Source organism: Nostoc sp. CENA543 (genome assembly GCF_002896875.1).
In the GTDB taxonomy this organism is placed as follows: domain Bacteria; phylum Cyanobacteriota; class Cyanobacteriia; order Cyanobacteriales; family Nostocaceae; genus Trichormus.
This window is the reverse complement of sequence record NZ_CP023278.1, coordinates 1,306,950-1,331,699: the sequence shown is the minus strand read 5'-3', so window position 1 is coordinate 1,331,699 and position 24,750 is coordinate 1,306,950. Positions and strand designations below refer to the sequence as shown.

At 41.8% G+C, this 24,750-nt stretch carries 18 protein-coding genes; 8 read left to right on the top strand and 10 right to left on the bottom strand.

All coding sequences use genetic code 11. The features are described 5' to 3' along the window. The first annotated feature begins 40 nt into the window (after window positions 1–40). The 4 genes from CLI64_RS05545 (at window position 41) to CLI64_RS05530 (ending at window position 8,894) form a co-directional block, all read left to right on the top strand. On the top strand, window positions 41–595 hold the full coding sequence (locus tag CLI64_RS05545; protein WP_103136284.1) for a DUF11 domain-containing protein: 555 nt from the start codon (window positions 41–43) through the stop codon (window positions 593–595). A gap of 193 nt (window positions 596–788) precedes the next feature. Then, window positions 789–2,330 carry a DUF11 domain-containing protein gene (locus CLI64_RS05540; protein ID WP_192881730.1) on the top strand — a complete coding sequence of 514 codons (1,542 nt, stop codon included), beginning with the start codon at window positions 789–791 and terminating at the stop codon, window positions 2,328–2,330. Next, window positions 2,327–6,064: a hypothetical protein gene (locus tag CLI64_RS05535; RefSeq protein WP_103136282.1), complete on the top strand. Its 3,738-nt coding sequence runs from the start codon at window positions 2,327–2,329 to the stop codon at window positions 6,062–6,064. The genes CLI64_RS05540 and CLI64_RS05535 overlap by 4 nt, the downstream gene beginning before the upstream one ends. A gap of 67 nt (window positions 6,065–6,131) precedes the next feature. Then, a complete protein-coding gene (locus tag CLI64_RS05530) occupies window positions 6,132–8,894 on the top strand; it encodes a DUF11 domain-containing protein (protein WP_103136281.1) in 2,763 nt (920 codons plus the stop codon). An 86-nt stretch (window positions 8,895–8,980) separates the two neighbouring features. Here CLI64_RS05530 and CLI64_RS05525 read toward each other — a convergent pair whose 3' ends face one another. Next, the gene (locus tag CLI64_RS05525; RefSeq protein WP_103136280.1) at window positions 8,981–9,241 is read right to left on the bottom strand and encodes a MoaD/ThiS family protein; all 261 of its coding nucleotides are present in this window, start codon (window positions 9,239–9,241) and stop codon (window positions 8,981–8,983) included. A gap of 187 nt (window positions 9,242–9,428) precedes the next feature. Between CLI64_RS05525 and CLI64_RS05520 the strand changes: the two genes are divergently transcribed. Beyond that, window positions 9,429–10,760, top strand: a complete 1,332-nt coding sequence (locus CLI64_RS05520; RefSeq protein WP_103136279.1) for a Rieske 2Fe-2S domain-containing protein — start codon at window positions 9,429–9,431, stop codon at window positions 10,758–10,760. A 162-nt stretch (window positions 10,761–10,922) separates the two neighbouring features. Here CLI64_RS05520 and CLI64_RS05515 read toward each other — a convergent pair whose 3' ends face one another. The 4 genes from CLI64_RS05515 to CLI64_RS05500 all read right to left on the bottom strand — a co-directional run bounded on the left by CLI64_RS05515 (window position 10,923) and on the right by CLI64_RS05500 (window position 14,008). Further along, window positions 10,923–11,600 (bottom strand): J domain-containing protein, encoded by a 678-nt coding sequence (locus CLI64_RS05515; RefSeq protein WP_103140605.1) that lies wholly within the window; start codon window positions 11,598–11,600, stop codon window positions 10,923–10,925. A 216-nt stretch (window positions 11,601–11,816) separates the two neighbouring features. After that, window positions 11,817–12,410, bottom strand: coding sequence for an ATP-dependent Clp protease proteolytic subunit (locus tag CLI64_RS05510; protein WP_103136278.1), 594 nt, complete (start codon window positions 12,408–12,410; stop codon window positions 11,817–11,819). Between the two features lie 206 nt (window positions 12,411–12,616). Beyond that, window positions 12,617–13,279: an ATP-dependent Clp protease proteolytic subunit gene (locus tag CLI64_RS05505; RefSeq protein WP_103136277.1), complete on the bottom strand. Its 663-nt coding sequence runs from the start codon at window positions 13,277–13,279 to the stop codon at window positions 12,617–12,619. Between the two features lie 39 nt (window positions 13,280–13,318). Then, on the bottom strand, window positions 13,319–14,008 hold the full coding sequence (locus CLI64_RS05500; RefSeq protein ID WP_103136276.1) for an ATP-dependent Clp protease proteolytic subunit: 690 nt from the start codon (window positions 14,006–14,008) through the stop codon (window positions 13,319–13,321). Window positions 14,009–14,369: 361 nt separating this feature from the next. Here CLI64_RS05500 and CLI64_RS05495 point away from each other — a divergent pair, with 361 nt between their 5' ends. The 3 genes from CLI64_RS05495 to CLI64_RS05485 all read left to right on the top strand — a co-directional run bounded on the left by CLI64_RS05495 (window position 14,370) and on the right by CLI64_RS05485 (window position 17,390). Next, the gene (locus tag CLI64_RS05495; RefSeq protein WP_103136275.1) at window positions 14,370–15,623 is read left to right on the top strand and encodes a VWA domain-containing protein; all 1,254 of its coding nucleotides are present in this window, start codon (window positions 14,370–14,372) and stop codon (window positions 15,621–15,623) included. Further along, on the top strand, window positions 15,620–16,903 hold the full coding sequence (locus tag CLI64_RS05490) for a VWA domain-containing protein (RefSeq protein WP_103136274.1): 1,284 nt from the start codon (window positions 15,620–15,622) through the stop codon (window positions 16,901–16,903). Before CLI64_RS05495 ends, CLI64_RS05490 begins: the two co-directional genes overlap by 4 nt. A 100-nt stretch (window positions 16,904–17,003) precedes the next feature. Further along, window positions 17,004–17,390: a VOC family protein gene (locus tag CLI64_RS05485; protein WP_103136273.1), complete on the top strand. Its 387-nt coding sequence runs from the start codon at window positions 17,004–17,006 to the stop codon at window positions 17,388–17,390. 183 nt (window positions 17,391–17,573) lie between these two features. Here CLI64_RS05485 and CLI64_RS05480 read toward each other — a convergent pair whose 3' ends face one another. The 5 genes from CLI64_RS05480 to CLI64_RS05460 are packed head-to-tail and all read right to left on the bottom strand — an operon-like array spanning window position 17,574 to window position 24,198. Next, on the bottom strand, window positions 17,574–18,152 hold the full coding sequence (locus CLI64_RS05480) for a nucleotide exchange factor GrpE (protein ID WP_103136272.1): 579 nt from the start codon (window positions 18,150–18,152) through the stop codon (window positions 17,574–17,576). Beyond that, a complete protein-coding gene (locus CLI64_RS05475) occupies window positions 18,145–18,756 on the bottom strand; it encodes a molecular chaperone DnaJ (protein WP_103136271.1) in 612 nt (203 codons plus the stop codon). The genes CLI64_RS05480 and CLI64_RS05475 overlap by 8 nt, the downstream gene beginning before the upstream one ends. A 23-nt stretch (window positions 18,757–18,779) precedes the next feature. Continuing rightward, window positions 18,780–21,509, bottom strand: a complete 2,730-nt coding sequence (locus CLI64_RS05470) for a peptidase M, neutral zinc metallopeptidase site (RefSeq protein ID WP_103136270.1) — start codon at window positions 21,507–21,509, stop codon at window positions 18,780–18,782. Beyond that, window positions 21,509–21,991: a LysM peptidoglycan-binding domain-containing protein gene (locus CLI64_RS05465; protein ID WP_103136269.1), complete on the bottom strand. Its 483-nt coding sequence runs from the start codon at window positions 21,989–21,991 to the stop codon at window positions 21,509–21,511. Before CLI64_RS05465 ends, CLI64_RS05470 begins: the two co-directional genes overlap by 1 nt. Further along, window positions 21,988–24,198 (bottom strand): Hsp70 family protein, encoded by a 2,211-nt coding sequence (locus tag CLI64_RS05460; protein WP_103136268.1) that lies wholly within the window; start codon window positions 24,196–24,198, stop codon window positions 21,988–21,990. The genes CLI64_RS05465 and CLI64_RS05460 overlap by 4 nt, the downstream gene beginning before the upstream one ends. Window positions 24,199–24,750 lie beyond the last annotated feature (552 nt).

Sequence of the window (24,750 nt, the reverse complement as noted above, 5' to 3'; positions counted from 1 at the left end):
TCTTGTATTTGGTAGTGTCAATTCTTATGAGGTGATAAAAATGAAGCATTTTTTGGCTGCGGGAATGGGAGCAGCTTTAATTGTTGTTACAGTACCTTTTGTTTCTTCAGCGCATAGCTGGCACTTGAGTAGTGCTGTTGCTCAAAATCCTCAAGTTCAGCAGGCTTTACAGTTAGTTTTGGCAGCAGAAAAGCAAGTGGTAACTAAGGATCAACAGGGTAAGCAAAAAGTATCTTGGCAGGCTTTAACGGGAGCAATTAAAGTCATGCCAGGAGATGTGCTTAAGTATACATTGAGTGGGGAAAATAGAAGCGATCGCCCAATCAAAAATCTAACTCTCAATCAACCCATCCCCAGAGGTATGGTGTATGTGCAGAACTCTGCCAAAACTCTCAGAGAAGATGCCAAAATCACTTACAGCATAGATAGTGGACTTAGCTTTGTAGACAACCCCACAATTAAAGTGACTCTCGCTGACGGCAAAGTTGAAACCAAACCTGCACCCGCAACTGCTTACACTCACATTCGAGTGCAACTTCCCTCCGTAGCAGCAAAAACTACAGTTAAGCTAACTTATCAAACTCAGGTACGTTAACTGACTGTTTTCACCCAGTTTTTGGGCAATATTTATTTATTAGTCAGCCGTTGTTTTATGTTCAGTTTGACAACATCGGTTGACTACATAATTACTAATTGAGTATTAATTGAAACTTACTGCTTTTGAATGACAATCTTGTCACTTATAAATAAATGTATTTAATAACAAATATTATGGCGTTTATGAGGAGATAAATCTAGTGAGTCGTCCTCTTAAAAAACAGAGAAGCTTAGACATTAACTGGGGCAAACGGTTAACACCAATACTTTGTTTACTTGGCTTTTTACATACTACCGCACCAATAACAGCGATCGCACAAGAAACTCGTGTAGTTAATATTGTTAACCAAGCTACTTATACTTATACATATGAATATCAAGGGAAAAGTATTTTATACCAAGGAAGTAGTAGTCAACTTGGTGTAAGTTCTACACCCTTAGTTGACCCATTGGGAAGAATTTTAGGCTGTGCAGGTGCGCTTTTACCAGACTACACAGGTTTTTCTGTGGGTGTGTATGAACCTAATCCCAGCGACCCGACAGGAACAGAATTAGGGCAGTTAGTGGCTCTAACGCCTACAGAACTACCTGATCTTCCTAATAATAATATTCCTGGTGGTAAATCACCAAATACTCAAAATGTCAATCCTTATGCGATTACAAATGACCCAGCTGGTGTCTATAACTTCTTACTTGACCCCAATAAAGGTCAAACAGATCCAGGAAAAATATATATTTTTGTAGTGAATCCACCTGCTAATTCGGACTATCGACAACGTCGGATTAAAATTGAAATTCTCAACAGCACAGGTTCAGAAAATGATAATGTTGTGCGATATGTCGCTACTTCTTTAGATGGTCAACCCATTAGTCTGACTGGGGAAACTAGAGTAGAAAGCACAGTAGTTTTAGTTCCAAATGCAGAAGTTGTAGGGCTAGACCTATTAGCCTTTGAATTTACGACTAATATGTGTCAAGCCAGTCAGATGCAGATTGTCAAAACAGGCGATCGCTCGGCGGCTGAACCAGGAGATACTGTAATTTATCGTCTATCAGTCCGTAACTTATCAGACGCAGCTTTAAATAATGTTGTTGTTACCGATAACTTACCTTTAGGATTTAACTTTTTATCTAAAGCTGTCAGGGGAGAAATTGATGGTCAGTTAGTCCCCATTACCGCTACCCGTAACGGTAACACAGTAACCTTAAGTACAGATGCCAATATTCCGGTTAAAAAAGTATTAAATATTGCCTACGCTGCTCAATTAACAACGGACTCTCTACGTGGTACAGGTAGAAATAGTGCGATTGTTAATGCTTTACGTGCAGACAATCGTTTTAGTATCAAAGACGGGCCAGCAACACATAAATTAACCATACGTCCAGGTATAGTTTCTGACTGCGGTACAATCATTGGGCGAGTGTTTATAGACAAAAACTTTGATGGGGAACAACAACCAGGAGAACCAGGAGTTCCCAACGCAGTAATTTTCCTACAAGATGGCAACCGGATAACTACAGATCCGAATGGGTTATTCTCAGTAGCTAATGTCTTACCAGGAAGTCACGCTGGAGTATTAGACCTGAGTAGCGTTCCTGGCTACAAATTAGCCCCCAACAAGAAATTCCGCGAACGTAACAGCCAATCTCGTCTAGTGCGCTTAGAACCAGGCGGACTAGTGAGAATGAATTTTGCAGTCACTCCTATCTCAGAGGAGGTAGTTAAACCATGAAACCTGTAACTAATTTCCATTTGAGGTTAATGGGAGTGATGGTAGGGGCTATTAGCTGTGTATTGTACCCAGCGATCGCTCATGCTGAAAGTATCGAACAGTCACAGTTAGAAAACCCTTCTTCAAATACTCCTTCTTCAGATGAAGAAGTGTTTAATATTCCTTCTTCTATAGAAGATAAAGAGGTTGAAAAATTAGGTCAAACTACTGAAACTACTAATGAAGTTCCAGAAGTACAGAACGAAACGTCTATAACTCAGACAGAAAGTTCAGAGTCTTCTCCAACAGCAATTACACCATTTGAACCATCAAAAGAGGTTGTAATTCCCCAAGCCTTAAGTAAACTCACAGAACCAGCCCCCACTACACCAAAAGAAATTCCCACCTTTACGCCCGCAGCAAATACACCCTTACCCCGAAATTTACGTAAGTTAATCGCAGCAGAATCAGACGAAAATAACCCAGTCCCCAATCCCCAATCCCCACCAACCGTAAAGATTCTCACTCCCACCCCTAACAGTGTTGTCGATATACCAGCCACTGCGGTGACAGTACAGTTTCCTGTAGGTAGTCAAGTAGAATTACGCGTGAATGGCGTACTAGTAGATGTTTCCTTAATAGGACGTACAGAAACCGATGCGGACACTAATTTAGTCACGCAGACATGGTATGGCGTTCCCTTAAAAGACGGTGAGAATAGTATTTCTGCACAGATTATCGGTAGTGCTGAACCACCGATGACAACAAATGTAGTAGTACGAGGAACAGCCAGCAAACTCTCAATCGAGACTGTGGAGGCTCGTATCCCTGCTGATGGACGTTCCACAGCGACGATTAAAGGGCAACTGCTAGATATTAATGGGAATCGTTCTAATGAAGATAATGTTGTTACTATTATTTCCACAGCAGGAGAGCTAATAGGAGAAGATTTCAAACCAGAACAACCAGGATTTCAGGTAGAGGTAAAAAAAGGCGAATTTACTGCCACTTTACGTTCAGATATCAAAGCCCAAACTGTCAGGATTCGTGCTTTAGTCAATAACTTAGAAGCCTTTACCCAACTGCAATTTGAAACAGCACTGCGTCCTAGCTTGGTGACTGGGGTGATAGATTTGCGCTTGGGTGCAAGAGGCACAGACTATTACAGTAGTTTTCGGGATTTTATCCCCCCCAATCGGGATAACAAGACGCAATTAGATTTTCACTCGGCTATCTTTGCGACGGGGACTTTTGGCGAATGGTTGTTTACTGGTGCATACAATAGTTCTCGTTCTCTCAACGAAGATTGCAACTGTGATAATCGCCTGTTTCGGAACTATCAATTCAGTGAACAAAATTATCCCGTTTACGGCGATAGTTCTAAAGTTGAAGCAGTTACCCCTTCGATTGATAGCCTCTATCTACGTTTTGAGCGTTCTAGTAGTCTTCCTGGGGTGTCTCCCGATTATGCAATGTGGGGGGATTACAACACAGAAGAATTTGCTCGTTCTTCCCAGCAGTTTACCGCCGTAACTCGTCAACTGCACGGATTTAAAGCTAACTACAACTTAGGAAATCTCCAAATTACGGGCTTTTACGGTAATAATCTCCAGGCTTTTCAACGAGATACTATTGCACCAGACGGAACTAGTGGCTATTATTTCCTTTCCCGACGGATTTTAGTTCCTGGTAGTGAAAATGTCTTCATTGAATTAGAGGAATTGAATCGTCCTGGTACGGTATTAGAACGCAAACAGTTAAGTAGAGGCCCCGATTATGAAATTGATTACGATCGCGGTACTTTATTATTCCGCGAACCTGTTTTGCGTACTGATATTGATAGCAATGGACAAGTTTTGGTACGACGCATTGTTGTTAGCTATCAATACGATGGTGATAACTCTGATAGCAATATCTATGCAGGTCGTTTGCAATATAACTTTTCCAGCATCCTTAATCAAGAGAGTTGGTTAGGTGCGACTTACCTGAGAGAAAACCAAGGAGTCCGCGCCTTTGAACTTTATGGTGCAGATGCGATGATCTCTCTAGGTTCGCAAGGTAAGTTAATTGCCGAATATGCCCATTCCACCAATGATTCTGATATTATGGGCAATATAAGTGGGGAAGCTTACCGTTTAGAAGCCCAAGGGGAGATTTTCAAAGGTATACAAGGCCGTGCTTATTATCGCTACGCTGATACAGGTTTTGCGAATAATGCCACAGTTAGCTTTGTTCCTGGTCAAACTCGCTATGGTGGACAGTTAACAGGGAAAGTTTCCCCAACTACAAATATTCGCCTGCAATATGACCACGAAGATAATTTTGGTATTGCGCCCCAACCTCTAGATACGTTTGAAGAATTATTTTCCCCACAATCGCAAGCTACACCAGGTACTCAAGTAGATAATTCTCTCACCACCATTTTGGCGGGTATTCAACAGAGATTAGGAAAAGCTACTGTAAATGTCGATTGGATTCACCGCGATCGCCAAGATAGAATGGCGACTACTAACGCTAATACGACATCCGAGCAGTTGCGGAGTCGTTTGACCTATCCTTTAACCCATAACCTCACCTTCCAATTCCAAAATGAGATGACGTTATCATCTGACAAAGATAGCGTGTATCCAGACAGAACTATTTTGGGGCTAAATTGGGCGGTTGTTCCTGGTGTGAATATTAGCCTTGCCCAACAATATTACAGTGGTGGTCAAAATGCCGGTAACTCAATTACTAGCTTAAATATCAACGGCGAACATAAACTTGGTACTGATACAACCTTAACAGCACGTTATTCCATTCTCGGTGGAGCTAACGAACTGACAACCCAAGGTGCTATAGGTCTGAATAACCGTTGGATGATTGCACGTGGTTTGCGGCTGAATCTCGCTTATGAACACATTTTTGGTAGCTTCTTCAACCGTACCGCCGCAGGTCAACAATTTGCCCAACCTTTCGCCTTTGGACAAAGTGCTTCTAGCATTGGTTTTAATGGTGGTGATAGTTACAGTGTCGGCTTGGAATATTCTGATAATCCTGACTTTCAAGCTAGCGCGCGTTATGAATATCGCACTTCTTCCGGTGGTTCTAACACTGTAATTTCCGCCGCCGCCGTGGGGAAAATATCTCCTACACTCACAGGTTTATTCCGCTATCAACAAGCCAATTCTGCCAATCAAAAACTTATAGGACTGGGTGATACAGTCAACTTAAAACTGGGTTTGGCTTACCGCGACCCCAAAAATGATAAATTTAACGCCTTGTTGCGTTATGAATATCGACAAAATCCCGCAACTATTCCCGACACAATTCTATTAGGTAGTGGTACAGGTTCTCAAGACCATACCTTTGCACTAGAGGCTATTTATGCTCCTAATTGGCAATGGGAATTTTACGGTAAGTATGCTTTGCGAAACAGCACTTCCTACTTAGCTAATGATTTAGTCGGTACAACTACGGTCAATCTCGGACAATTGCGTGCTACTTATCGCCTGGGCTATACCTGGGATTTGGTGGGTGAGGCGCGTGTAATTGGGCAATCTAACTATACAGAAACGGGTTTTGTAGTGGAGGCTGGTTATTATTTAAGTCCTAATTTGCGGCTAGCAGCTGGTTATGCGTTTGGTAAAGTCGATGACCGTGATTTTTCAGGTACGCGTTCCGCCGGTGGTGCTTATTTGGGTTTGACGCTAAAACTGAATGAATTATTCGATGGATTTGGCTTACAAAAACCTATAACAGCAGCAACAAAATAATAAGCCAAGATTATATTTTTATTTTGGTTATAGCCAACAACAATTAACAATTAAAAGCTATAAAATTATGAATCGCAGCCCAACTAATCAGCAAAAACGCAAAAAAATACAAAATATCAAATCTTTTACTACCAGTGCGGCTCTTTGTGTAGGTATTTTAGGTATTAGTATCCAAACCGTCCAAGCCGAAGGCAGCCGCAGTTTATATCCTGCTTCTTCCCCTGGAACTGCATCTCGAGCTAACTTAGAATGGCGGACAGAACAGACAGGTAACTTAATCACAAGAAGAACATTATTAAAAGTTTATGCTCAAGCAGGTGAATACATCCTACTAGGTTCTAGTGCTGTGGGTGTCACTCGCACTGTTTTGGGTGTCACAACTACTGGCGATATCTATGTTTACGACCCTGGATTAGTCAAAGGTCAGATAGGTAGTGAAACTTTTCCTAATTCACCGAGTTTTCAATGCACTTCTCAAACTGGAAAAGGAAAGATCACTAGCAGAACCCAAGAATTAGCTGGTCCGAAAAGCATCGATGGCACAGGTAATACTAACGGGTATACGCCTTGTTACTATCAAGCCCCCTCTACTGGCATTTATGATGTTGTCATCTTTGGCCCAGCAGGATTTAATGCTAGTGGTGATGGTAGTGTCACAGCAGAGATAGGTTTAACTGGTGCTGGTAATTTTGACTCTACTCAAGGCAGTGGTGTGGCTGCTTGGGATGTCACCGTTCGGAGTAGTACCAGTTCTACAATAGATTCAACTGGGCGTTTATTTTCTTACTATTTAGCATTATTTACAGCAAATAATGGCAGGCCAGTTTATGCAACTGTTTATCCCGTTACTACAGACGGTTATAGATATAGAACAGAACTTAGAGGTTTAGACCCCAACGGTTTTATTCTGTATGGTAACGAGGTTGGTTTTTTTGATAGTGATGGTGTTTCAACTTTGTACCGTAACGTTGTTGGTACTAACGGTAACGTATCTAATATCCAAGGTGGTGCATCCTTAGCACGTCCGCAATTTCCCACATTTTTTAACCTGCTTGATCCTAACGCTTTGACTTATATTAATCGTTATGACCGCTTTGGTGCTTTCCAGAGTACTGGGATTACTACTGCACCTGTTGCTCCCATCGTCGGTAGTGCTAGTTTTGTGGGTAATTTGTCTGGTAATAACAGTAAAGTCGGTAATGGTGGTACTTTTAGCTTCAATAGTACTGTCACAGGTGCATACGAAATAGTGATCAAAGGCAGTGGTAGCACAGATTTTGACCCAAAAAACCCCAAAAACCGCGTAATTAGGGGTTATATGAACTCATCGGGAACGCAAACCACCACTTGGGATGGTAGAGATAATGCTGGCAATTTCTTTCCTGTGGGGAAAAACTATCAATTTACTATCAGAATTAATGCTGGGGAATATCACTTTCCGGTATTAGATGCAGAAAATAATTACTACGGTGGACCAACAGTCACTTTACTCAATGCTCCAGCTTCATATCCTGCTGATTTACCAGGCTTTGGCCCCACCACAGGTTTTTATGATGACCGAGTATATAAAACTAAAAATGGCACTATCGTCCATATAGGAGCAACACAAGCTGATATTGATAATAATAATCCTCTTTGCGGTGTGGGCGCACCTACTATTAGATTCAGTAATCAAATTACAGGATTTGATACTAGCACCAATCAGCGTGCTTTTGGGCAAATTACTGGTGGTAACACCAATACAGTTTGTACAGGTTCATTTGGAGACACCAAAGGTTTAGATCAATGGACATTCTTTCCTAGTGTTGCGGCTAATAATTTTCTTAATATCGTCAGTCCTGATTTAACAATTAGTAAAACGCATACACCAACTGATTTTGTTAAGGGTGGTACAGGTACTTATGTGATCACCGTCCCGAACTCTGGCGGTGATGCGACTAATGCGACTCAAGTCACAGTTACAGATACTCTCCCAACAGGGATTATTCCCACAGCCGCGTCAGGAACAGGATGGAGTTGTACAATTTCAGGACAAATTGTAGCTTGCACTCGTAGCGATGTTTTAGCCGCAGGTAGCAGTTATCCTAATATCAGCATTAATGTGTCTATTGATGTTAATATTGCAGCTACTAGTGTGACTAATATGGCAACTGTATCTGGTGGTGGTGATGGTGATAATACTAATAATACCAGTCCTCCTGATGTTGCTAATATTGTTACTTCTAGTTCAACGTCTAATCTGATTCTAGTCAAACGGATTACGCGCATTAACAACCAAGATTACATCACTACTGTCAATGGACGCAGTGATGTTAGTCCCGATGATGATCAATATGTAGCTTCACCACGTGATACTGATGATGATGATACCAAATGGCCAAGTGGTTACTTACGGGGCTTAATTCATGCTAGGAATGTGAAACCAGGGGATGAATTAGAGTACACTATCTATTTTCTTTCTAATGGTCAAAATAATGCCACTAATGTCCGTTTTTGTGATTTAGTGCCTAATAATCTGACTTTTCTGCAAACAGCTTTTAATAAGCAAACTCCTAATGATGGTGGTTTAGCTAGTGCAGATCAAGGAATTGTCTTGAGTATAGGTTCAAATACAGTCTTTTTAAGTAATGCAGCTGATAGCGATCGCGGCACTTTTTATCCAGCCAATGACCCCAATACACCAAGTTTCTGCTCTAGTAGTAATATTAATGGTGCTGTAGTGGTCAATATCACCCGCAATCCAGACTTGCCCAATCTACCCCAAGCCACTGGTGCCGGCACACCAACAAATTCCTATGGTTTTGTTCGCTTCCGTGCCAAAGTCAAGTAGTAGTCATTAGTCAATAGTCATTAGTCAATAGTCATTAGTCAATAGTCAATAGTCATTAGTCATTAGTTTTTCTTCCCCTGCACCCTCTATCCACCGCTAACGGGTGGAATTAACACCACTTCATCGCCATTTTGTAAGACTGTATCTGGTTGGACAAAGATTAAATTAATGCCGAAGCGGGTGATTTCGCGCCATTTGGCTAATTCTGGGTGTTCGCTAATCAGGCGATCGCACACAGCACTCACAGGTGTACCATAGGGAAACTCTAACACTAGTTCTGGTACTCCATAAGTTTCTTGATAGACAGCGAACAACTTGACAGTAATGCTGATGGCAGAATTGCACATATAGTTCTTATCGTCCGGTTTTGACGGTACGAGCTTCGTTAACTATGCAGACTATGGTGACAAAGTTTCTCATGATCAGATGTTGATGTGCAATGGTATTTCTGATGATCACTAGCAAAAAAGCTAACGTTTCTTTTTAATGGTTGTTATATGCACTTTTGCATAATTTGTTTAATTTCTGCGAAAAATGTCATCAGAATTCAATTTTTTTCAGCATTGGTACCCTGTATCACCTATTGAAGATATAGATCCCCAAATACCCACCCCTGTGATGATTTTGGGGTTGCGTTTGGTGATCTGGAAGCCTAAATCCTCCGATACCTACCGAGTATTTTTAGATCAATGTCCCCATCGCCTCGCACCTTTAAGCGAGGGGCGCGTTGACGACAAAACAGGAAATTTAATGTGTAGTTACCACGGTTGGCAATTTGATGCTGAAGGCGTTTGTACCCACATTCCCCAAGCAGAGAAGCCAGAAATTGTGGTGAAAAACCAAGATAATTTTTGTGTGCAAGCCTTGCCAGTCCGACAAGCAAATGATTTACTTTGGGTTTGGCCAGATATTCATTCCCCAGAATTAGCCGAGCAAACACCTTTACCTTTATCGCCGCAAATAGATGCTAGTCAAGGCTTTGTTTGGAGTTCGTTTGTACGAGATTTAGCCTATGATTGGCAAACTCTTGTAGAAAATGTTGCCGATCCTAGTCATGTACCTTTTGCTCATCATGGAGTGCAAGGGAATCGCGACAAAGCAACACCTATTCCTCTGGAAATTTTGCAGTCTACACCCGAATTAATTGAAGCCTTTATGAATAGAGGGTTTAAAAGCACAATTACCTTTGAGCCACCTTGTCGTTTAGAGTATGGGATGAGCTTTGGTAATGAAGGAAAACGGCTAGGATTGATTACTTATTGTATTCCTGTATCTCCAGGTAAATCTCGTATTGTGGCTCAATTTAGCCGTAATTTTGCGAAAAGTCTGCACCGTTTAATACCTCGGTGGTGGGATCACCTCTACAACCGGAACCCTGTTTTAGATGGAGATATGATTTTGCTATGTCAACAAGAGCAAATTCTCCAGCAAAAACAATCACGGGAAAGCTGGAAAACGGCGTACCGAATGCCCACAAATGCAGATCGTTTAGTGATCGAGTTTCGCAAGTGGTTTGATAAGTATTGTCAGGGAAGAGTACCTTGGCAAGAAGTGGGTATGAATGTTGTAGACGACTCGACTATTAATTACGATCGCTCTCTAGTATTAGACCGTTACAAACAACATACTCAGCATTGTAGTAGTTGCCGTAATGCCTTGAAAAATATCAAGCGATCGCAATTCTTTCTCATGGCATATTTTGCCACTGCCGTTGCTATTGCGGCTATTCTTCCCGATAGCCTCAGATTAAATTTAGGTTTACCCCTAGCAATTAGCGGATTATTCAGCCTTACCGTTTACGCCTGGTTAAAATTCAAGCTAATTCCGCAATTTTACTTTGTAGACTACATTCACGCAAAAAGGTAGGGATTGGGGATTGGGGATTGGGGACTGGGGACTGGGGATTGGGGATTGGGGACTGGGGACAAGGTAGCACGGAAAAAACTAATGACTATTAACTAATGACTAATGACTAATGACTAATGACTAATGACTAATGACTAATGACTATTAACTATTGACTAATGACTAAAATATCTGCTCCAATTTTTGAAAATCGCGTTGTACTTCTTCCCACAAGGCTTTGTTGTGGGGGTCGGTTTTCAAGGCTTTTTTGAGATACACTCTGGCTTTGAGGAGTTGGTTTTCATTAATGAGGGCGCGTCCCCAAATTTGATAGGCGATCGCTTGCCATTGACGGACTTCTGCGTCTTTGGGTAAACGTGCGGCTAAGGCTTCAGCTAGGGCGATCGCTTGGGGAAATCGTCTTTCTCTTAAAAATCGCTGTAGTTGTTCGTATGTCTTCCACTTTAGCCTTTGTTCGATTTCCGCAATGTTCGGCGGTTGACTGGTTGGTGGTTTTTCCGTGGTAGCGGTGGCTGTAGTGGCTGTTTCCGTTGTAGTGGTTTTGGCTTCTGTGCGTGGAGATGGATTAGTAGGCGGTGATGATGCGCCCACATTAGACGATGAGCTGCGCCCCACGGTAGGCGATCGCTGTGTTTTTATGGGTGTCTCTTCTGGGGGAACGACAGTCAATAAATATCTATATGCCTCAGTCAAGGCAATAAATTTATCTTTCGCTTTCTTATCACCAGGATTAATATCTGGGTGATATTGCTGCGCCAATCGTCGGTAAGAGGTTTTAATGTCGGAAAAAGAGGCCCCCGACCTTAAACCCAATAAACGGTAGCAATCTCCGAGATCCATTTTGATCTGCATAAGTAGTGAATATCCAGCTATCAGCTACTAGCTGCCAACTGAAAGTTTTAATAATAATGAATAATCTTATAATTTATAGTTCATAATTGACAGATTTTGTTATGTCTTGGCGAATGGGGCATTGGGAATGGGGCATTGGCACAAAAATCTACCTTGTCTAACTTGTCTACCTTGTCCTGATTCCCAATTCCCGATTGCCCAATTTTACACGCGCTCGTCAATTACGCGATCGATTAGACCATATTCTTTGGCTTCTTGAGCAGACATGAAAAAGTCCCGATCCATGTCTTTTTCAATTTTGGCTAAAGCTTGACCTGTGTTGTCAGCATAAATTTGGTTTAGCTGATGACGAATTCTGACAATTTCCGCCGCTTCAATTTGGATATCGGTTGCTTGTCCACGAGTCCCACCGGAAGGTTGATGAATCATGATTCGGGAGTGGGGTAAAGCCAAGCGTTTACCTTTTGAACCAGCCGCTAAGAGGAAAGAACCCATAGAAGCTGCTAACCCGACGCAAATTGTCACCACTTCGGATTTAATGTACTGCATGGTGTCATAGATTGCCAAGCCAGCAGTTACAGATCCACCAGGAGAATTGATATACAAATAAATTGGCTTTGTCTGATCATCAGAATCTAAATAAAGTAAGTAAGCGACGATCGCATTAGCAATACCATCATCTACTTCTTCTGTCAAGAAAATAATGCGTTCCCGAAATAGACGATCTTCGAGATCAATCCATTGCTCATAATTGCCGCCGGGAAGGCGATACGGAACTTTGGGAATACCAATAGGCATAGGAAAATTTGATTTGAGACTATAAGATAAAAAATTGTCGAAGTCAGAATTTGACTAACTTAGGGAGTTGAACTAAGTGGTATTGGGTATGGGGCATAGGGCATGGGGCATTGGACATCAATCCAAAATTCTCTGCCCTGATACCCCTACACCCTGACACTCAGTCTTCTCAGAAAGCCTTTTGGGGTTAGCCTGACGGATTTAGATCACGCTGGAGTGGGTTTTGGTAATTGTTTGGTACTTTCCAGGACGCGGTCAATTAATCCGTATTCTTTGGCTTGTTGGGGAGTCATGTAGAAAATTCGCTCACTATCTTTAGCGATTTTTTCCTTTGACTGCCCTGTGTTTTGGGAGAAAATGTCAAAAATTAAGGCTCTTTTTTGCAACACTTCTTCCGCATTCACTTGAATGTCTGTCGCTTGACCACGAGTTGCGCTGCGGAATTGGGTAAGAGCAATACTTGTGTGGGGTAGGCTGACTCGTTTCCCTTTAGCTCCCGATGATAAAATCAAGGCTGCCATGCCGACTGCTTGACCCAGACAAATGGTGACAATTTCTGACTTGATGTATTGCATGGTGTCATAAATTGCCAGACAAGCTTTGATCGACTCCATTCCCGCCATTTCATTGCTCATACCAGCCATGACAGGATCACCCAAGGAATTGATGTAGAAGTAGATTGGTTTACTTTGATCCTCTGAGTCAAGATACAGCATGAAGGAAATGAGGAAATTTGCCAGGTCGGTAGTAAGTGGCTGGTTCAAGAAGAGAATCCGTTCTTGAGCCATACGAGTATAAATATTTACCCATTGCCAGGAGGTACTACCAGGAATGTTATAAGGCACCCGAAGTGCTGCATCAACAGGCATAGAAATAATGAGAGGGGGTGAGGGATGATTGTAAGCAATTTAAGCCATCATGGGTAAGGGCTTGGGTAGGTCTTTCATACTGTCTAAAACGCGGTCTATCAGTCCATATTCCTTGGCTTGTTGGGGGGTCAGATAGAACATCCGTTCCGTGTCTTTGGCAATTTTTTCAGGGGTTTGACCCGTGTTTTTGGAGAAAATATCCAAGATAGCAGCTTTATTGGCTAACACTTCCTTGGCGTAGATTTGAATATCGGTTGCTTGACCCCGTGTGCCGCTTCGGGGTTGGTTCAGTACGATGGTGGCATGAGGTAAACTAGCTCGGAAGCCTTTAGTACCAGATGCTAAAATCAGTGCGGCTGTGCCAATTGCTTGACCGATGCAAATTGTATGCACAGGTGTCTTGATATAGTTGATGGTGTCGCAAATGGCAAAGGCTTCTGTTTCGTAGCCGATCGCATCCCCTGTGTACCAAGATGTCCCCGTGGAGTTGATGTAGAAAAATATCGGTTTATCTGGGTTATCAAATTTCAAATAGAGTAACTGGGCAATAATCAGCTTGGTGACATCCACACCCATTTGACGCTTATACTCATCTGGGGATACCAGAGGCATTCCCAAATAAACTATGCGTTCTTTGAGGAGTAGGGAGGGTAAATCTGGTGGTGGTGTGCGGTAGAGGTTGTCTCCGTAGTAAGAGGCTTGCACAGCCTTAATGGGGGATCTTTCCATAGCAGGTGATAGCCTGAAATTATGCCGTTAACTGTATTACATCCTAGCGTGACGCTAGCTATCTGCAAGTGCGGTTTTCTCGCTCATCGCCACTATAGCTTGGCATCTGCCAATAATTGGCTTCTAAGATATTCTGAATATATTATCTGAAAAATATTAATAGATTGCTTTGATTAAGTTTTCCGTAGGACTATTGTAGCGATTTGAAGTTATTCAAGAATATGTAATGAGTTAGGGGTATAGGGGTATAGGGGTATAGGGGTATAAGGGATGAAATTTATGATACCTTTACACCCCCATACCCTTACCCCCTACACCCTTACCCCCCTGTTTTTGTTAAATATCCTTGGAAGTTTGGGTTATGAAAGTTAATTTACAGCCTGTTCTCAATGATGCTAATCTGGACGCGAACCAAGCTAGTTCTCAGCGTCAGTTGGCAATTTCGGTTTCAGCTGGTGCAGAACCGCAAGACCGTACTGTTCCCCTGAATTTATGCTTAATTCTCGACCATAGTGGCTCGATGAATGGACGACCCCTAGAAACGGTCAAAAAAGCAGCCAATCAGTTAGTAGACAGACTTAAACCGGGCGATCGCCTGAGTGTGGTAGCCTTTGATCATCGAGCTAAGGTCTTAATTCCTAATCAAGCGATTGAAGACCCAGAAAAAATCAAAAAACAAATCAACCGTCTGGCGGCGGATGGCGGTACAGCTATCGATGAAGGGTTGAGGCTGGGGATTGAGGAATTAGCTAAAGGTAAAAAAGAAACAGTTTCTCAGGCGTTTTTATTGACTGATGGCGAAAATGAACACGGTGATAATAATCGCTGTTTAAAATTTGCTCAGTTGGCGGCTGGTTTTAATTTGACTTTAAATACACTCGGATTTGGTGATAACTGGAATCAAGATATTTTAGAAAGAATCGCTGATGCTGGTTTGGGGAGTTTATCTTATATCCAAAAACCAGAACAAGCTGTAGATGAATTTGGCCGTTTGTTTACTCGGATACAAACTGTCGCTTTAACTAATGCTTATTTATTATTTTCCCTCATGCCCAATGTGCGGTTAGCGGAACTCAAACCCATCGCCCAAGTTGCACCAGATACGATTGAGTTACCTTTACAGCCAGAAAGTGATGGCCGCTTTGCTGTCCGCTTGGGTGATTTGATGAAGGATGTAGAAAGGGTGATTTTGGCAAATATTTATCTGGGACAGCTACCAGAAGGTAGACAGCCAATTGTGAATGTACAGGTACGCTACGATAACCCTTCTCAAAATCAAACTGGGTTATTTACACCCAACACCCCCGTTTATGCCAATGTTGTGAGGGTCTATCAACCAGAACCTAATCCCCAGGTGCAGCAATCGATTTTAGCTTTGGCGAAATATCGTCAAACCCAGTTAGCAGAAGCCAAATTACAGCAAGGCGATCGCGTCGGTGCGGCTACTATGTTACAAACGGCGGCGAAAACTGCTCTGCAAATGGGTGATACTGGTGCGGCGACAGTTTTGCAAACCTCAGCCACTCAATTGCAAGCAGGACAAGATTTATCAGAAAGCGATCGCAAGAAAACCAGAATCGTCTCGAAAACTGTCTTGCAAGATACCCCTAAATGAAAGTCAAATTGCTCTCAGCTTTAAGTGATCACAATCTTGATGCGGCTCAACTTACTAGTCAGCGTCAATTGGCAATTTCCATTTCTGCGATCGCTGATCAATTTGAGCATAATTTACCTTTGAATTTATGCTTAATTTTGGATCAAAGTGGTTCGATGCACGGTCAGCCGTTGAAAACCGTGATTCAGGCTGTAGAGCGAGTATTAGATAGACTAGAACCTCGCGATCGCATTTCTGTTGTCGCTTTTGCGGGTTCTGCTGTGGTCATTATCCCTAACCAACCAGTCCTTGACCCCAAAACCATCAAATCTCAAATTAGCCAAAAACTAGCCGCTAGTGGTGGTACTTCCATTGCTGAGGGGTTACAACTGGGAATTACAGAGTTGATGAAGGGGACAAAAGGTGCTGTTTCCCAAGCTTTTCTGCTTACCGATGGTCACGGAGAAAGCAGCCTGAAAATTTGGAAGTGGGAATTTGGTCATGATGACGGTAAGCGGTGTTTAGAACTAGCGAAAAAGGCCGCCAAAATTAATCTCACTATCAATACATTAGGATTTGGCAACCACTGGAATCAAGATTTACTCGAAAAAATCGCTGATGCTGGTGGCGGGACTCTGACTCATATTGAGCGACCAGAACAAGCCACCCATCAATTCAATCGTCTATTTACACGAGTACAGTCGGTAGGGTTAACCAATGCTTACTTGCAACTATCCTTACAACCCCATGTCAGGTTAGCAGAACTCAAACCCGTTGCCCAAGTGACACCAGATATTATTGAGTTACCTGTGGAAAAACTCAGTGATGGGACTTTGGCTGTGCGTCTGGGGGACTTGATGAAAGATGTGGAACGGGTAGTGTTAACAAATTTGTACTTAGGAAAGTTACCACTAGGAGAACAGGTAATTGGCAATGTGCAGATTCGCTATGATGACCCAGCTATGCAGCAAGAGGGTTTACTTTCACCGGTTTGGCCTGTGTATGCCAATGTTTTAGCAGCTTATCAACCAGACTTCAATTCTCAAGTCCATCAGTGGATTTTAGCTGTGGCGAAATATCGCCAAACTCAGTTAGCTGAGACTAAATTACAACAAGGCGATCGCTCTGGTGCGGCTACTATGTTACAAACTGCGGCGAAAACTGCTTTACAAATTGGCGACAAAAATGCTGCTACAGTTTTACAGACTTCTGCTACCCGTCTGCAATCAGGTCAAGAACTCTCAGATGCAGACCTGAAGAAAACTCGCATTGCGGCTAAGACTATTCTACAAAGTTCTTAATCAGTGGTGGAAGACTCATTCTCTACGAATTTGTATTAAATACAATAGGCTTTTTGAATAATTATTTTTTGTTTCGCGCAGAGGCGTAAATAAGGATGATATGAAAACTAGTGGTATTCATCACATAGCAATTATTTGTTCTGATTATGAACGCTCGAAAGATTTTTATGTAGATGTTCTAGGGTTTGAGATTATTCATGAGACATTTCGCGCTGAGAGGAATTCTTATAAATTAGATTTACGCGTTAACGACAATACTCAAATTGAGTTATTTTCCTTTCCTCATCCTCCGCAACGAGTCAGTAATCCTGAAGCTTGTGGTTTAAGACATTTAGCTTTCGCGGTGGAAAATATAGACGATGCCGTTTCTTACTTAAAATCTCATGGGTTAGCGGTAGAAAATATCAGAGTTGATGAAATTACTGGTAGAAAATTTACTTTCTTTCAAGACCCAGACAAGTTACCTTTAGAAATTTATGAATCTTAATCATTAAAGGTTTGTAGTGAGAACTTTAGTTCTCTCTTCTCTACGATAGGCTGCGCCCTAAGCGTAGCTATGCCGTAGGCTTTACGAGATGCTCCGCGCACAGAAAAGGACTAAAGTCCTTACTACGAAATGAATCATAGTATTTTTACATTATTGGAAATAGTTTGTTTTTGTTCGGTCGTTTTACTCTGATTTAGATGTAATGATTTCTGTAGGGCGTAAAACTTTTTCCCCCATCATAAAGCCTTGACGAACGATCTTAGTAATTGTTTGCTCTTCTACATCGTTTCTAATTTCCCTATCTACTACACGACATAAATTAAAGTCGGGTTGGTTTGTTTGTAATTCTATGGGTACGACTTGACGTTTACTTAATACGCTGAGAAATTTACGATGAACTGCGCCTACAGACCTGGGTAGGCGATGAAAAATTTCTGGACTGGGTTCGGGATTATTTTCTAGGTAGTTTAGTAAAGATTCAAGTGCATCGGTAACTTCTAAAAGTTCTAAAAATAAGTCTTCACTATTGGCTGTAGCTTGGGTTTGTTGTTCTCTTAATGATTGCTGGAGGACGATATTTTGCTTTTGTAAGTTGCTAAATTCTTGAATTAGCAAGTCGCGTTGTTCTTGAGTGAGAAGATAACGGTTTTGGCTGAGGGAGATGACATCTGGGGAAGATGAGGAGATTTCTGGTTGTTCACCCAGCAGTTTGGTTTTTAGCCAGTTGGTAAGCTGGAAATAAATTGATGGTTGATTAGACACGAGACATCCCTGATAACATCGGTAAGGTTTTATTTGCCCAAGTTTGGACTTGGGGGTGAGAATGATTAACTAACATCTGGCAAAGGGCGATCGCTCTTTGCAACTGTCCGCCCATCTGATAGGCTCTAATTAGCCACATTTGGGCTTGAATGTAAGTTTGGGTATTATGCTCTTGAGATTGATGGCAATAGTCTTCTAAATATTTGATGGCTTTAGGATAACGTCCTTCTTGACAAGCTGTCACACCCTCGTTGAATAATTCCGAGAAGGGTAGGTTGAGGGGTTCTCGTTCGCGATTTTCTTCTCGGTTAGCTTGGGCGATCGCTTGTTCTAAGCCGTCAAATTCTGGCAAAATTGCTAAGGTGGGGGCTGACTCTGCCAAGGCTGATAAGTCACTATATTTGAAACGTCTAATGGGTGGCAATATAGGACGTAAATAATCAGCCATGATTCTTTCTTCTGGCTTCATTAAGCTTTTTTGCGCTTTTGCAATCACATCTACAGGATATTGCTTGCGCTTCATCGCTTCTGCTACGGCTTTGGTAATTTCCGCTTTTGATGCTGCTGGCGATACCCCCAAAATGTCATAAGGATTTTTTTCCATTTCTCACCTTAATTGAAATAGATTTAAATAATATTGAGTCGGCGATAAATTTCTTGATAGTCAGGATCATCAGGAGACAGTTCGTAACACCAGCGACATAATTGATACACTACACTACTAGAAAAGGTGTTATTTTTTACCCCATTCATCGCAGTAATCATAAAATAGTCAGCAACGTACAAACGAACAGCATCATATTCTGAATATTTGGCACGGTAGACAGCATCGTTGGAGCGATCGCGTTGTATGAGAGAATTAATTTCTCCGATTTCTTGGCTGATTATATAAATATCTTGCACCTTGGGATGATCAGGACACAGTTCATAAGCCCATCTTCCTAAATCGGCAATATTACCAAATCCCAAATTCCGACTTTTAAATCCATCAATTAATATATCAATATAGTATTCTGCTAATCTAGCTTTAACCTTGGGTTGACCATTTTGTTGAGCATAATTAACTGCACCGGCAAAATCATTTTTTTCTAACAGTTCTTGAATTTTATCTAGTGCTATAAAATCCTCTATTACCTGAATTAAATCTAAGACGATGGGGTTTTCTGCATCGATAAGTTTGACTCTTTCTAGTTTTTGTAGGGCTTTCTGATTAGATATTTGTTTATTTCTGAGTTCTTCTCTGACTTGTTCGGCTTTATATTCTGCTAAATAGGCTCTAGAATTTGGGCTGTCTAATGTATCGTACCAAGATTGGGCAAACTCTAAATGTTCTTGTAACTCTACAATATTTTTACGTTGTAAAATACAAAGTCTATCGATTTCTTGTTGCCATTCTAAATTGTCAGCAATTTCTGATTTTGCTGTCTTTAAATTACTCATGGCTTCACGCCATTGTTGTTGTTGTAAGTAATGACAGCCTTCATAGTAAGCGACGAATTTTTGAGCAAATTTTTCTAAATTATCGCTTAATTTAGTTGTTGGTTTTAATTTTACTGCTCTGGGAATATCCCCAGCTATACAAGCAGCTACTGCTAAACCCCAAGTTGTGTATAAGCTATGCAATATTTTTTGATGAGGTTCTATTTGTTGTATAGATGTTGGTTGAGCTAGGGAAGTATAATTTTGATAACAACCAGGGGTGACAAATACATCATTGATTTTTACTCCCTTGATTGCTGGTTGTCCCATTAATTCTAAGGCGATGGATTCTAACCTCCAATAGTCACGAAATTTTAGATAACTATTGATATCTTTGTCTTTGTAGGTATCTATTGTTGTTTCTAGTAAGTGTTTTAGTTGATGAAAAACCAAGACGAAATCAACGGATTTATTGCCTAGCCACGGAATATCTTTGAGAACTGTATCTTGAGTTAAATTTGCTAAACCCGTAGATAAAGAAATAATTAAATCTATTAATTTATTGTCATCTTTTTGAGCATGATAGTAGTTAGATACTGCCCAATTATGTAATGTAGTAATATTCGGATTTTCCAACCAATCTTTTGCGGTTTGCTCTGTAATAATTTGCCAATTTGTACTTTGCCAAGTAGCTGCTGCTAATCGGGGTTGGATATGTTGGGTGAGGTTGGTCTCTACTAAGGGATATGCACCAAATTTTTGCAAGAATTCTGTACTACTGTTTTTTGCTTGTTCCAGATTTTCGGCTGTAACTAATGCTTCGATATTTTGTAAGTAAGTCAGGCGTTGTCTGTGGCTGAGAATTTTGAGGATTTCTTGTTGCTGGGTAATATTCGGACTAGATATTTTTTGCCATTCTCTATAGGCTAGTTGTAAATTTTCCTGTTGAGCGTAAGCAAATCCTCGGAGATAGATAGCCTGTTCACCTGATAAATCGTCTAAGTCAGAGAGTGCGCTTGACCAGTCTTGAGTTTTAATTTTTACTAGTGCTAGTCGAATGCGGCAGTTAGTGGTATCAGGTAAAAATGGTTGAGCATTTTGATAGCAAGAGATAGCTGAGGTAAAATCACCCATTTTCTCTGCGGCTAAACCTTGACGAAAAAGTTCTCTACCTTGGAGGATTGATTGTAGTTTTTGCAGTAACTCTTGCCCATCATTGCGGGGAAATTTAGCTAAGGCTGATTCTAAAAGCGCGATCGCACTACGTAGTTTTCCTGCCTTTTCCCCTTGTTCCACTGTTTGCAGGCTATTTTCATAGGCTTGTTCTTGAATCACTTGGGCGGTAGCGTTAGCAAGGGCTTTAGTGATATCTGCTGTCGCATATAGTTGTTGAGCTTGGGTATAAATGGCGACTGCATTTTTAAAATAGCGGTCTTCCGCCTGGGCTTGGGCTTTTCTGTATAAGTCTTGAAACTGTCGGCGTTTTTCTAATTCCTGCTGACATTGCTGAATAGTTTGCAATATACCTGCATCGTGAACAATTTTGCTACAGCGTTGATAAAAGTTGATGGCGTTGGCGAAGGCTTGTGTTTCCCAAGGATCACCGGTATCTTGTTGGAGTAGATTTTTGGCTTGAGCTGCTAATTTATCGGCTGTTGCTACTTGTTGGCGATATTCTTGTAATTGCTGATTCAGGCTACTTAATAAATTACCCAAGAGTAAGCGACAAATCCAACGTTCCCAAAAATTAGGATTCCTCGACCAATAGCTGAGGGTGGTTTCAGCGATGGTGATGGCTTCCCGTAGGTGCTTTTTTTGGGTAAGTTGTCCGATTTTTTGGTTAGCTGCTTTGGTTTGGCCTGCTTGTCGCCAAGCGTCAATAATTCCTATCCCGAAAATATTTCTGGTGAATTGATTTAAGCCTTGCAAAAAGCCCATTACATCCCCTCCTGACAGTGAGGAATTTTTAACACCTCTCCCACATCTATATAGTTTTCTCGCCCTTGCAGTTGGGGATTATCTTTTAGCATGATTTGCCAAGTTGCTTGCTGTCCGCAGAATTTTTGGGCGATCGCACTTAAATTATCTCCCCGTTGTACTTTGTATGTTTTGGGTTCTGGTGGTTTGGGGGGAATCACCGCGACTGGTGCAATTTTTGTTGTCTGTGTGGGAGTCGGATCAGCAACAACTACTGTATTTGGTTGGGGTAGTGAAAGTCTCCAAAAGATCGCTACCGCCAAACCTAGTCCAATGAGGATTAATATCAACAGAACAATGTTGAATGGTTTGGCTGATGGGGTAGGGGCTGGAGGTAATTCTTGCAGCATCCGAATTACCCGCACATCTGTATCACAATTAGGACAAGTATCACCTGTAATATCTTGGTAGCTGCACACAGGACAGTTAAGGTTTAAGGTCATCGCGTTATCCCTGTGGCGATAGTATTACTGGGTAATTCTTGATTTAACCAACGTTCGACATCAGGTAGCAATTCTTGCCATAAACGTTCTGCTTCTTGGCTATTCCCTCTTTCTAACTCATCTAGTAACCGAAATAGTTTGTCAGACATCGCACTGGCTTGGGTGGGTGCGACTTGCTTGGCTTGGCGGATAGCCATCAAAGCAATTTGAATCAGTTGCACTTCATCAGGGAGGGTTTTGAGTTCCCGTCTTGCATCTTCACTGTAAGATTCCATGCGGGATAGGTCATAGGCGTTGATGGCGGTTCGTAAATCTTGGGTGAGTTTTTGCAATCTTTCTTGTTGTGGTTCGGGAATGAGAAAAGGACAGACTTTAAGGATGCGATCGCATTCATTCATCTGGTATTCTGCTTCTAGAGATTCCCTAGACATCGAAACTTGTAGTTTTTGCAGACTGGCTTTAGCACGGGTACTTAAATCTGTGCGTTCTGTGCCTGTGCGATAATCAAAAATTTGGTTAGCTGACTGCACTACGGGGACTGCTAATTTTAACGCTTCTTCTACACCAAGCTGAGTCAAATCTTGACTATTGAGGTCGGCAATTGTTGCTTCTAACTCTTGATAAATCTTCTCATCTGCTTTCCCATGAGAAAAGGTACAACTAACTTTGATGGAGGGGTCATTTTTCAGGGTAGCAGTCATCGTCAAACCGCTATTTGTCTCATCCAACTCTAAATTGACGAGAATTTCTGTACCCTTGGGATAAGCAACATCTAAACCCAACCACATATCCCCAATACTTTCTTTCTTATCCACCTCATCCAATTCCTGTTTTACCTCGTTAGAGTTAAGAAATTTAAAATGAATTAACCGTTGTCCATCAGCCATAGTTTTGAAGGTGTGGGATGTTTTCACAGGCAGAATTTCGTTGCGGTTAATCACCTTATAATCGTCGTCTACCAACCTGATATAGTAGTCGCGGGATACCGTTGTTACTTTATCAGTTTGTCCTGACGCAACGATCGCTGCACCCTCTGCAACTGCATACATAGGGCGAGGATGCACAACTACTTTCTGACTGCCAAAAGCCTCTTTAACTTTGCGTTGTACTAAGGGAATTTGGGAAGAACCACCAACTAATAGCACTATATCCACCATTTCCAGGTGATATTCTGCATCTTGTAAAGCGAGGCGACAAATTTCTACTGAACGGTCTACCAGAGGACTAATCATCCCCTCAAATTGCTCCCGTGTGATGTCTACTTCAATAGGGATAGCAATTCCTAATTCATCTAAAAGTTGCGTTGCGGGGCTAATGGTGACTTTCGCCGCACTGCTTAACTCTACTTTGGCGCGTTCGACGGCGATTTTCAAATCAGCGTTAAATCTCAGCCGTTGATAATAGGGCATTTTGGCAATTAAGCCATCGATATCAGCAATTTTTTCTTCCTCAGCCACTCTGGTTTTGACAAAGTTAACCAATCGAGTATCAATGTCATCCCCACCTAACCATAAATCTCCGGCTTTCCCCTGTTCAATAAAGGAAGTACCGGCGGCTGTAATCAAAGAAGCGTCAAATGTCCCGCCACCAAAGTCATACACCAAAATCGTTTTCACATCTTCGCTATCTGGTGCAAAGCCGTAGGATATAGCCGCAGCTGTTGGTTCTGGGAGTAGTTCTAAGGGGGTGAGTCCTGCTTTTAAGGCGGCGGTGCGGGTTGCATAGCGTTGTTGGTCATTGAAGTAAGCCGGAACAGTAATTACAGCTTGGTCAATTACTTCTTCTTGACCAATTCCTTGGCGATAGGCTTGGGCGTTGCGTACCACTTTTTTGAGAATTTCGGCGGAAACATCTTCTGGACTGTATTCTTTTCCTCCCAACCAAACCGCAATGCTATTATCAGTCCCCTGACTAGGTGCGGTAATTTTATAACCAACTTTTGATTGCTGTTCCTTGACGGCTGAATCATTAAAACCCCTACCCATCAACCGCTTAATCGAAATAATCACGTTTTCTGGGTCAGCCCGCAACTGGTTGTATGCTGCGTCTCCCACTAATAATTTATCTTGGTCGTTGGCTACGAGCGATCGCGTCAGTTTTCTATCTGGCGGTGTATTATCATTAGCTGTCACCACTTCTACTTCCGCTAACTTAAAAGCACCTACAGAATTTGTCGTCCCTAAATCAATACCTATTGCTTTACCCATAGTTGACTCAAGACTTTTGTATAAATTATTAATTTTTCCTAAGCATTTGCACGAACAACACGCACACAAGTTATGACTTTTCTAACTGCTTAGATACCATTAAATCCCCATTATACAAAATATATTGTAGAAAACCACAGCAAATACGCGGTCAAGTAGTTCTAAGCACTAGCAGGGTGAAAGATACAACTTATACTAGTTCAAAGCTGAAAATACTTTACCTTGATTTAAACCCTAAACCTTCACCTGACTTTTCACGTTATGTGAAAAAGTTAACGCAAAACCTAACCCCCTAACCCCCTTCCCTACCAGGGAAGGGGGAAAATTAAAGCCTCTCTCCTTGTAGGGGAGCCAGTGCGTTGGGCGGCTTTGCCGACTTGTTCGCGGAGCGTTCCCGTAGGGTAGCAACTGGCGTGAGAGGTTTGGAGAGGGGTTTTCCATATACCGTGAAAAGTCAGAAACCCCCACACCCTCACACCCAAAACAAAAAACCCCAGCTTGACGACTGGGGTGATTAGGAGAAGTCCGAATGACGATGAGAAACTTTAACCG

Excerpts from the sequence above, each read along its gene's own strand:
- CLI64_RS05490 (WP_103136274.1), top strand. The coding sequence starts at position 15,620 with ATGAAAGTCAAATTGCTCTCAGCTTTAAGTGATCACAATCTTGATGCG.
- CLI64_RS05465 (WP_103136269.1), bottom strand. The coding sequence starts at position 21,991 with ATGACCTTAAACCTTAACTGTCCTGTGTGCAGCTACCAAGATATTACA.
- CLI64_RS05510 (WP_103136278.1), bottom strand. The coding sequence starts at position 12,410 with ATGCCTATTGGTATTCCCAAAGTTCCGTATCGCCTTCCCGGCGGCAAT.
- CLI64_RS05460 (WP_103136268.1), bottom strand. The coding sequence starts at position 24,198 with ATGGGTAAAGCAATAGGTATTGATTTAGGGACGACAAATTCTGTAGGT.
- CLI64_RS05545 (WP_103136284.1), top strand. The coding sequence starts at position 41 with ATGAAGCATTTTTTGGCTGCGGGAATGGGAGCAGCTTTAATTGTTGTT.
- CLI64_RS05500 (WP_103136276.1), bottom strand. The coding sequence starts at position 14,008 with ATGGAAAGATCCCCCATTAAGGCTGTGCAAGCCTCTTACTACGGAGAC.
- CLI64_RS05530 (WP_103136281.1), top strand. The coding sequence starts at position 6,132 with ATGAATCGCAGCCCAACTAATCAGCAAAAACGCAAAAAAATACAAAAT.
- CLI64_RS05505 (WP_103136277.1), bottom strand. The coding sequence starts at position 13,279 with ATGCCTGTTGATGCAGCACTTCGGGTGCCTTATAACATTCCTGGTAGT.
- CLI64_RS05515 (WP_103140605.1), bottom strand. The coding sequence starts at position 11,600 with ATGGATCTCGGAGATTGCTACCGTTTATTGGGTTTAAGGTCGGGGGCC.
- CLI64_RS05520 (WP_103136279.1), top strand. The coding sequence starts at position 9,429 with ATGTCATCAGAATTCAATTTTTTTCAGCATTGGTACCCTGTATCACCT.
- CLI64_RS05535 (WP_103136282.1), top strand. The coding sequence starts at position 2,327 with ATGAAACCTGTAACTAATTTCCATTTGAGGTTAATGGGAGTGATGGTA.
- CLI64_RS05470 (WP_103136270.1), bottom strand. The coding sequence starts at position 21,509 with ATGGGCTTTTTGCAAGGCTTAAATCAATTCACCAGAAATATTTTCGGG.
- CLI64_RS05485 (WP_103136273.1), top strand. The coding sequence starts at position 17,004 with ATGAAAACTAGTGGTATTCATCACATAGCAATTATTTGTTCTGATTAT.
- CLI64_RS05525 (WP_103136280.1), bottom strand. The coding sequence starts at position 9,241 with ATGTGCAATTCTGCCATCAGCATTACTGTCAAGTTGTTCGCTGTCTAT.
- CLI64_RS05495 (WP_103136275.1), top strand. The coding sequence starts at position 14,370 with ATGAAAGTTAATTTACAGCCTGTTCTCAATGATGCTAATCTGGACGCG.
- CLI64_RS05475 (WP_103136271.1), bottom strand. The coding sequence starts at position 18,756 with ATGGAAAAAAATCCTTATGACATTTTGGGGGTATCGCCAGCAGCATCA.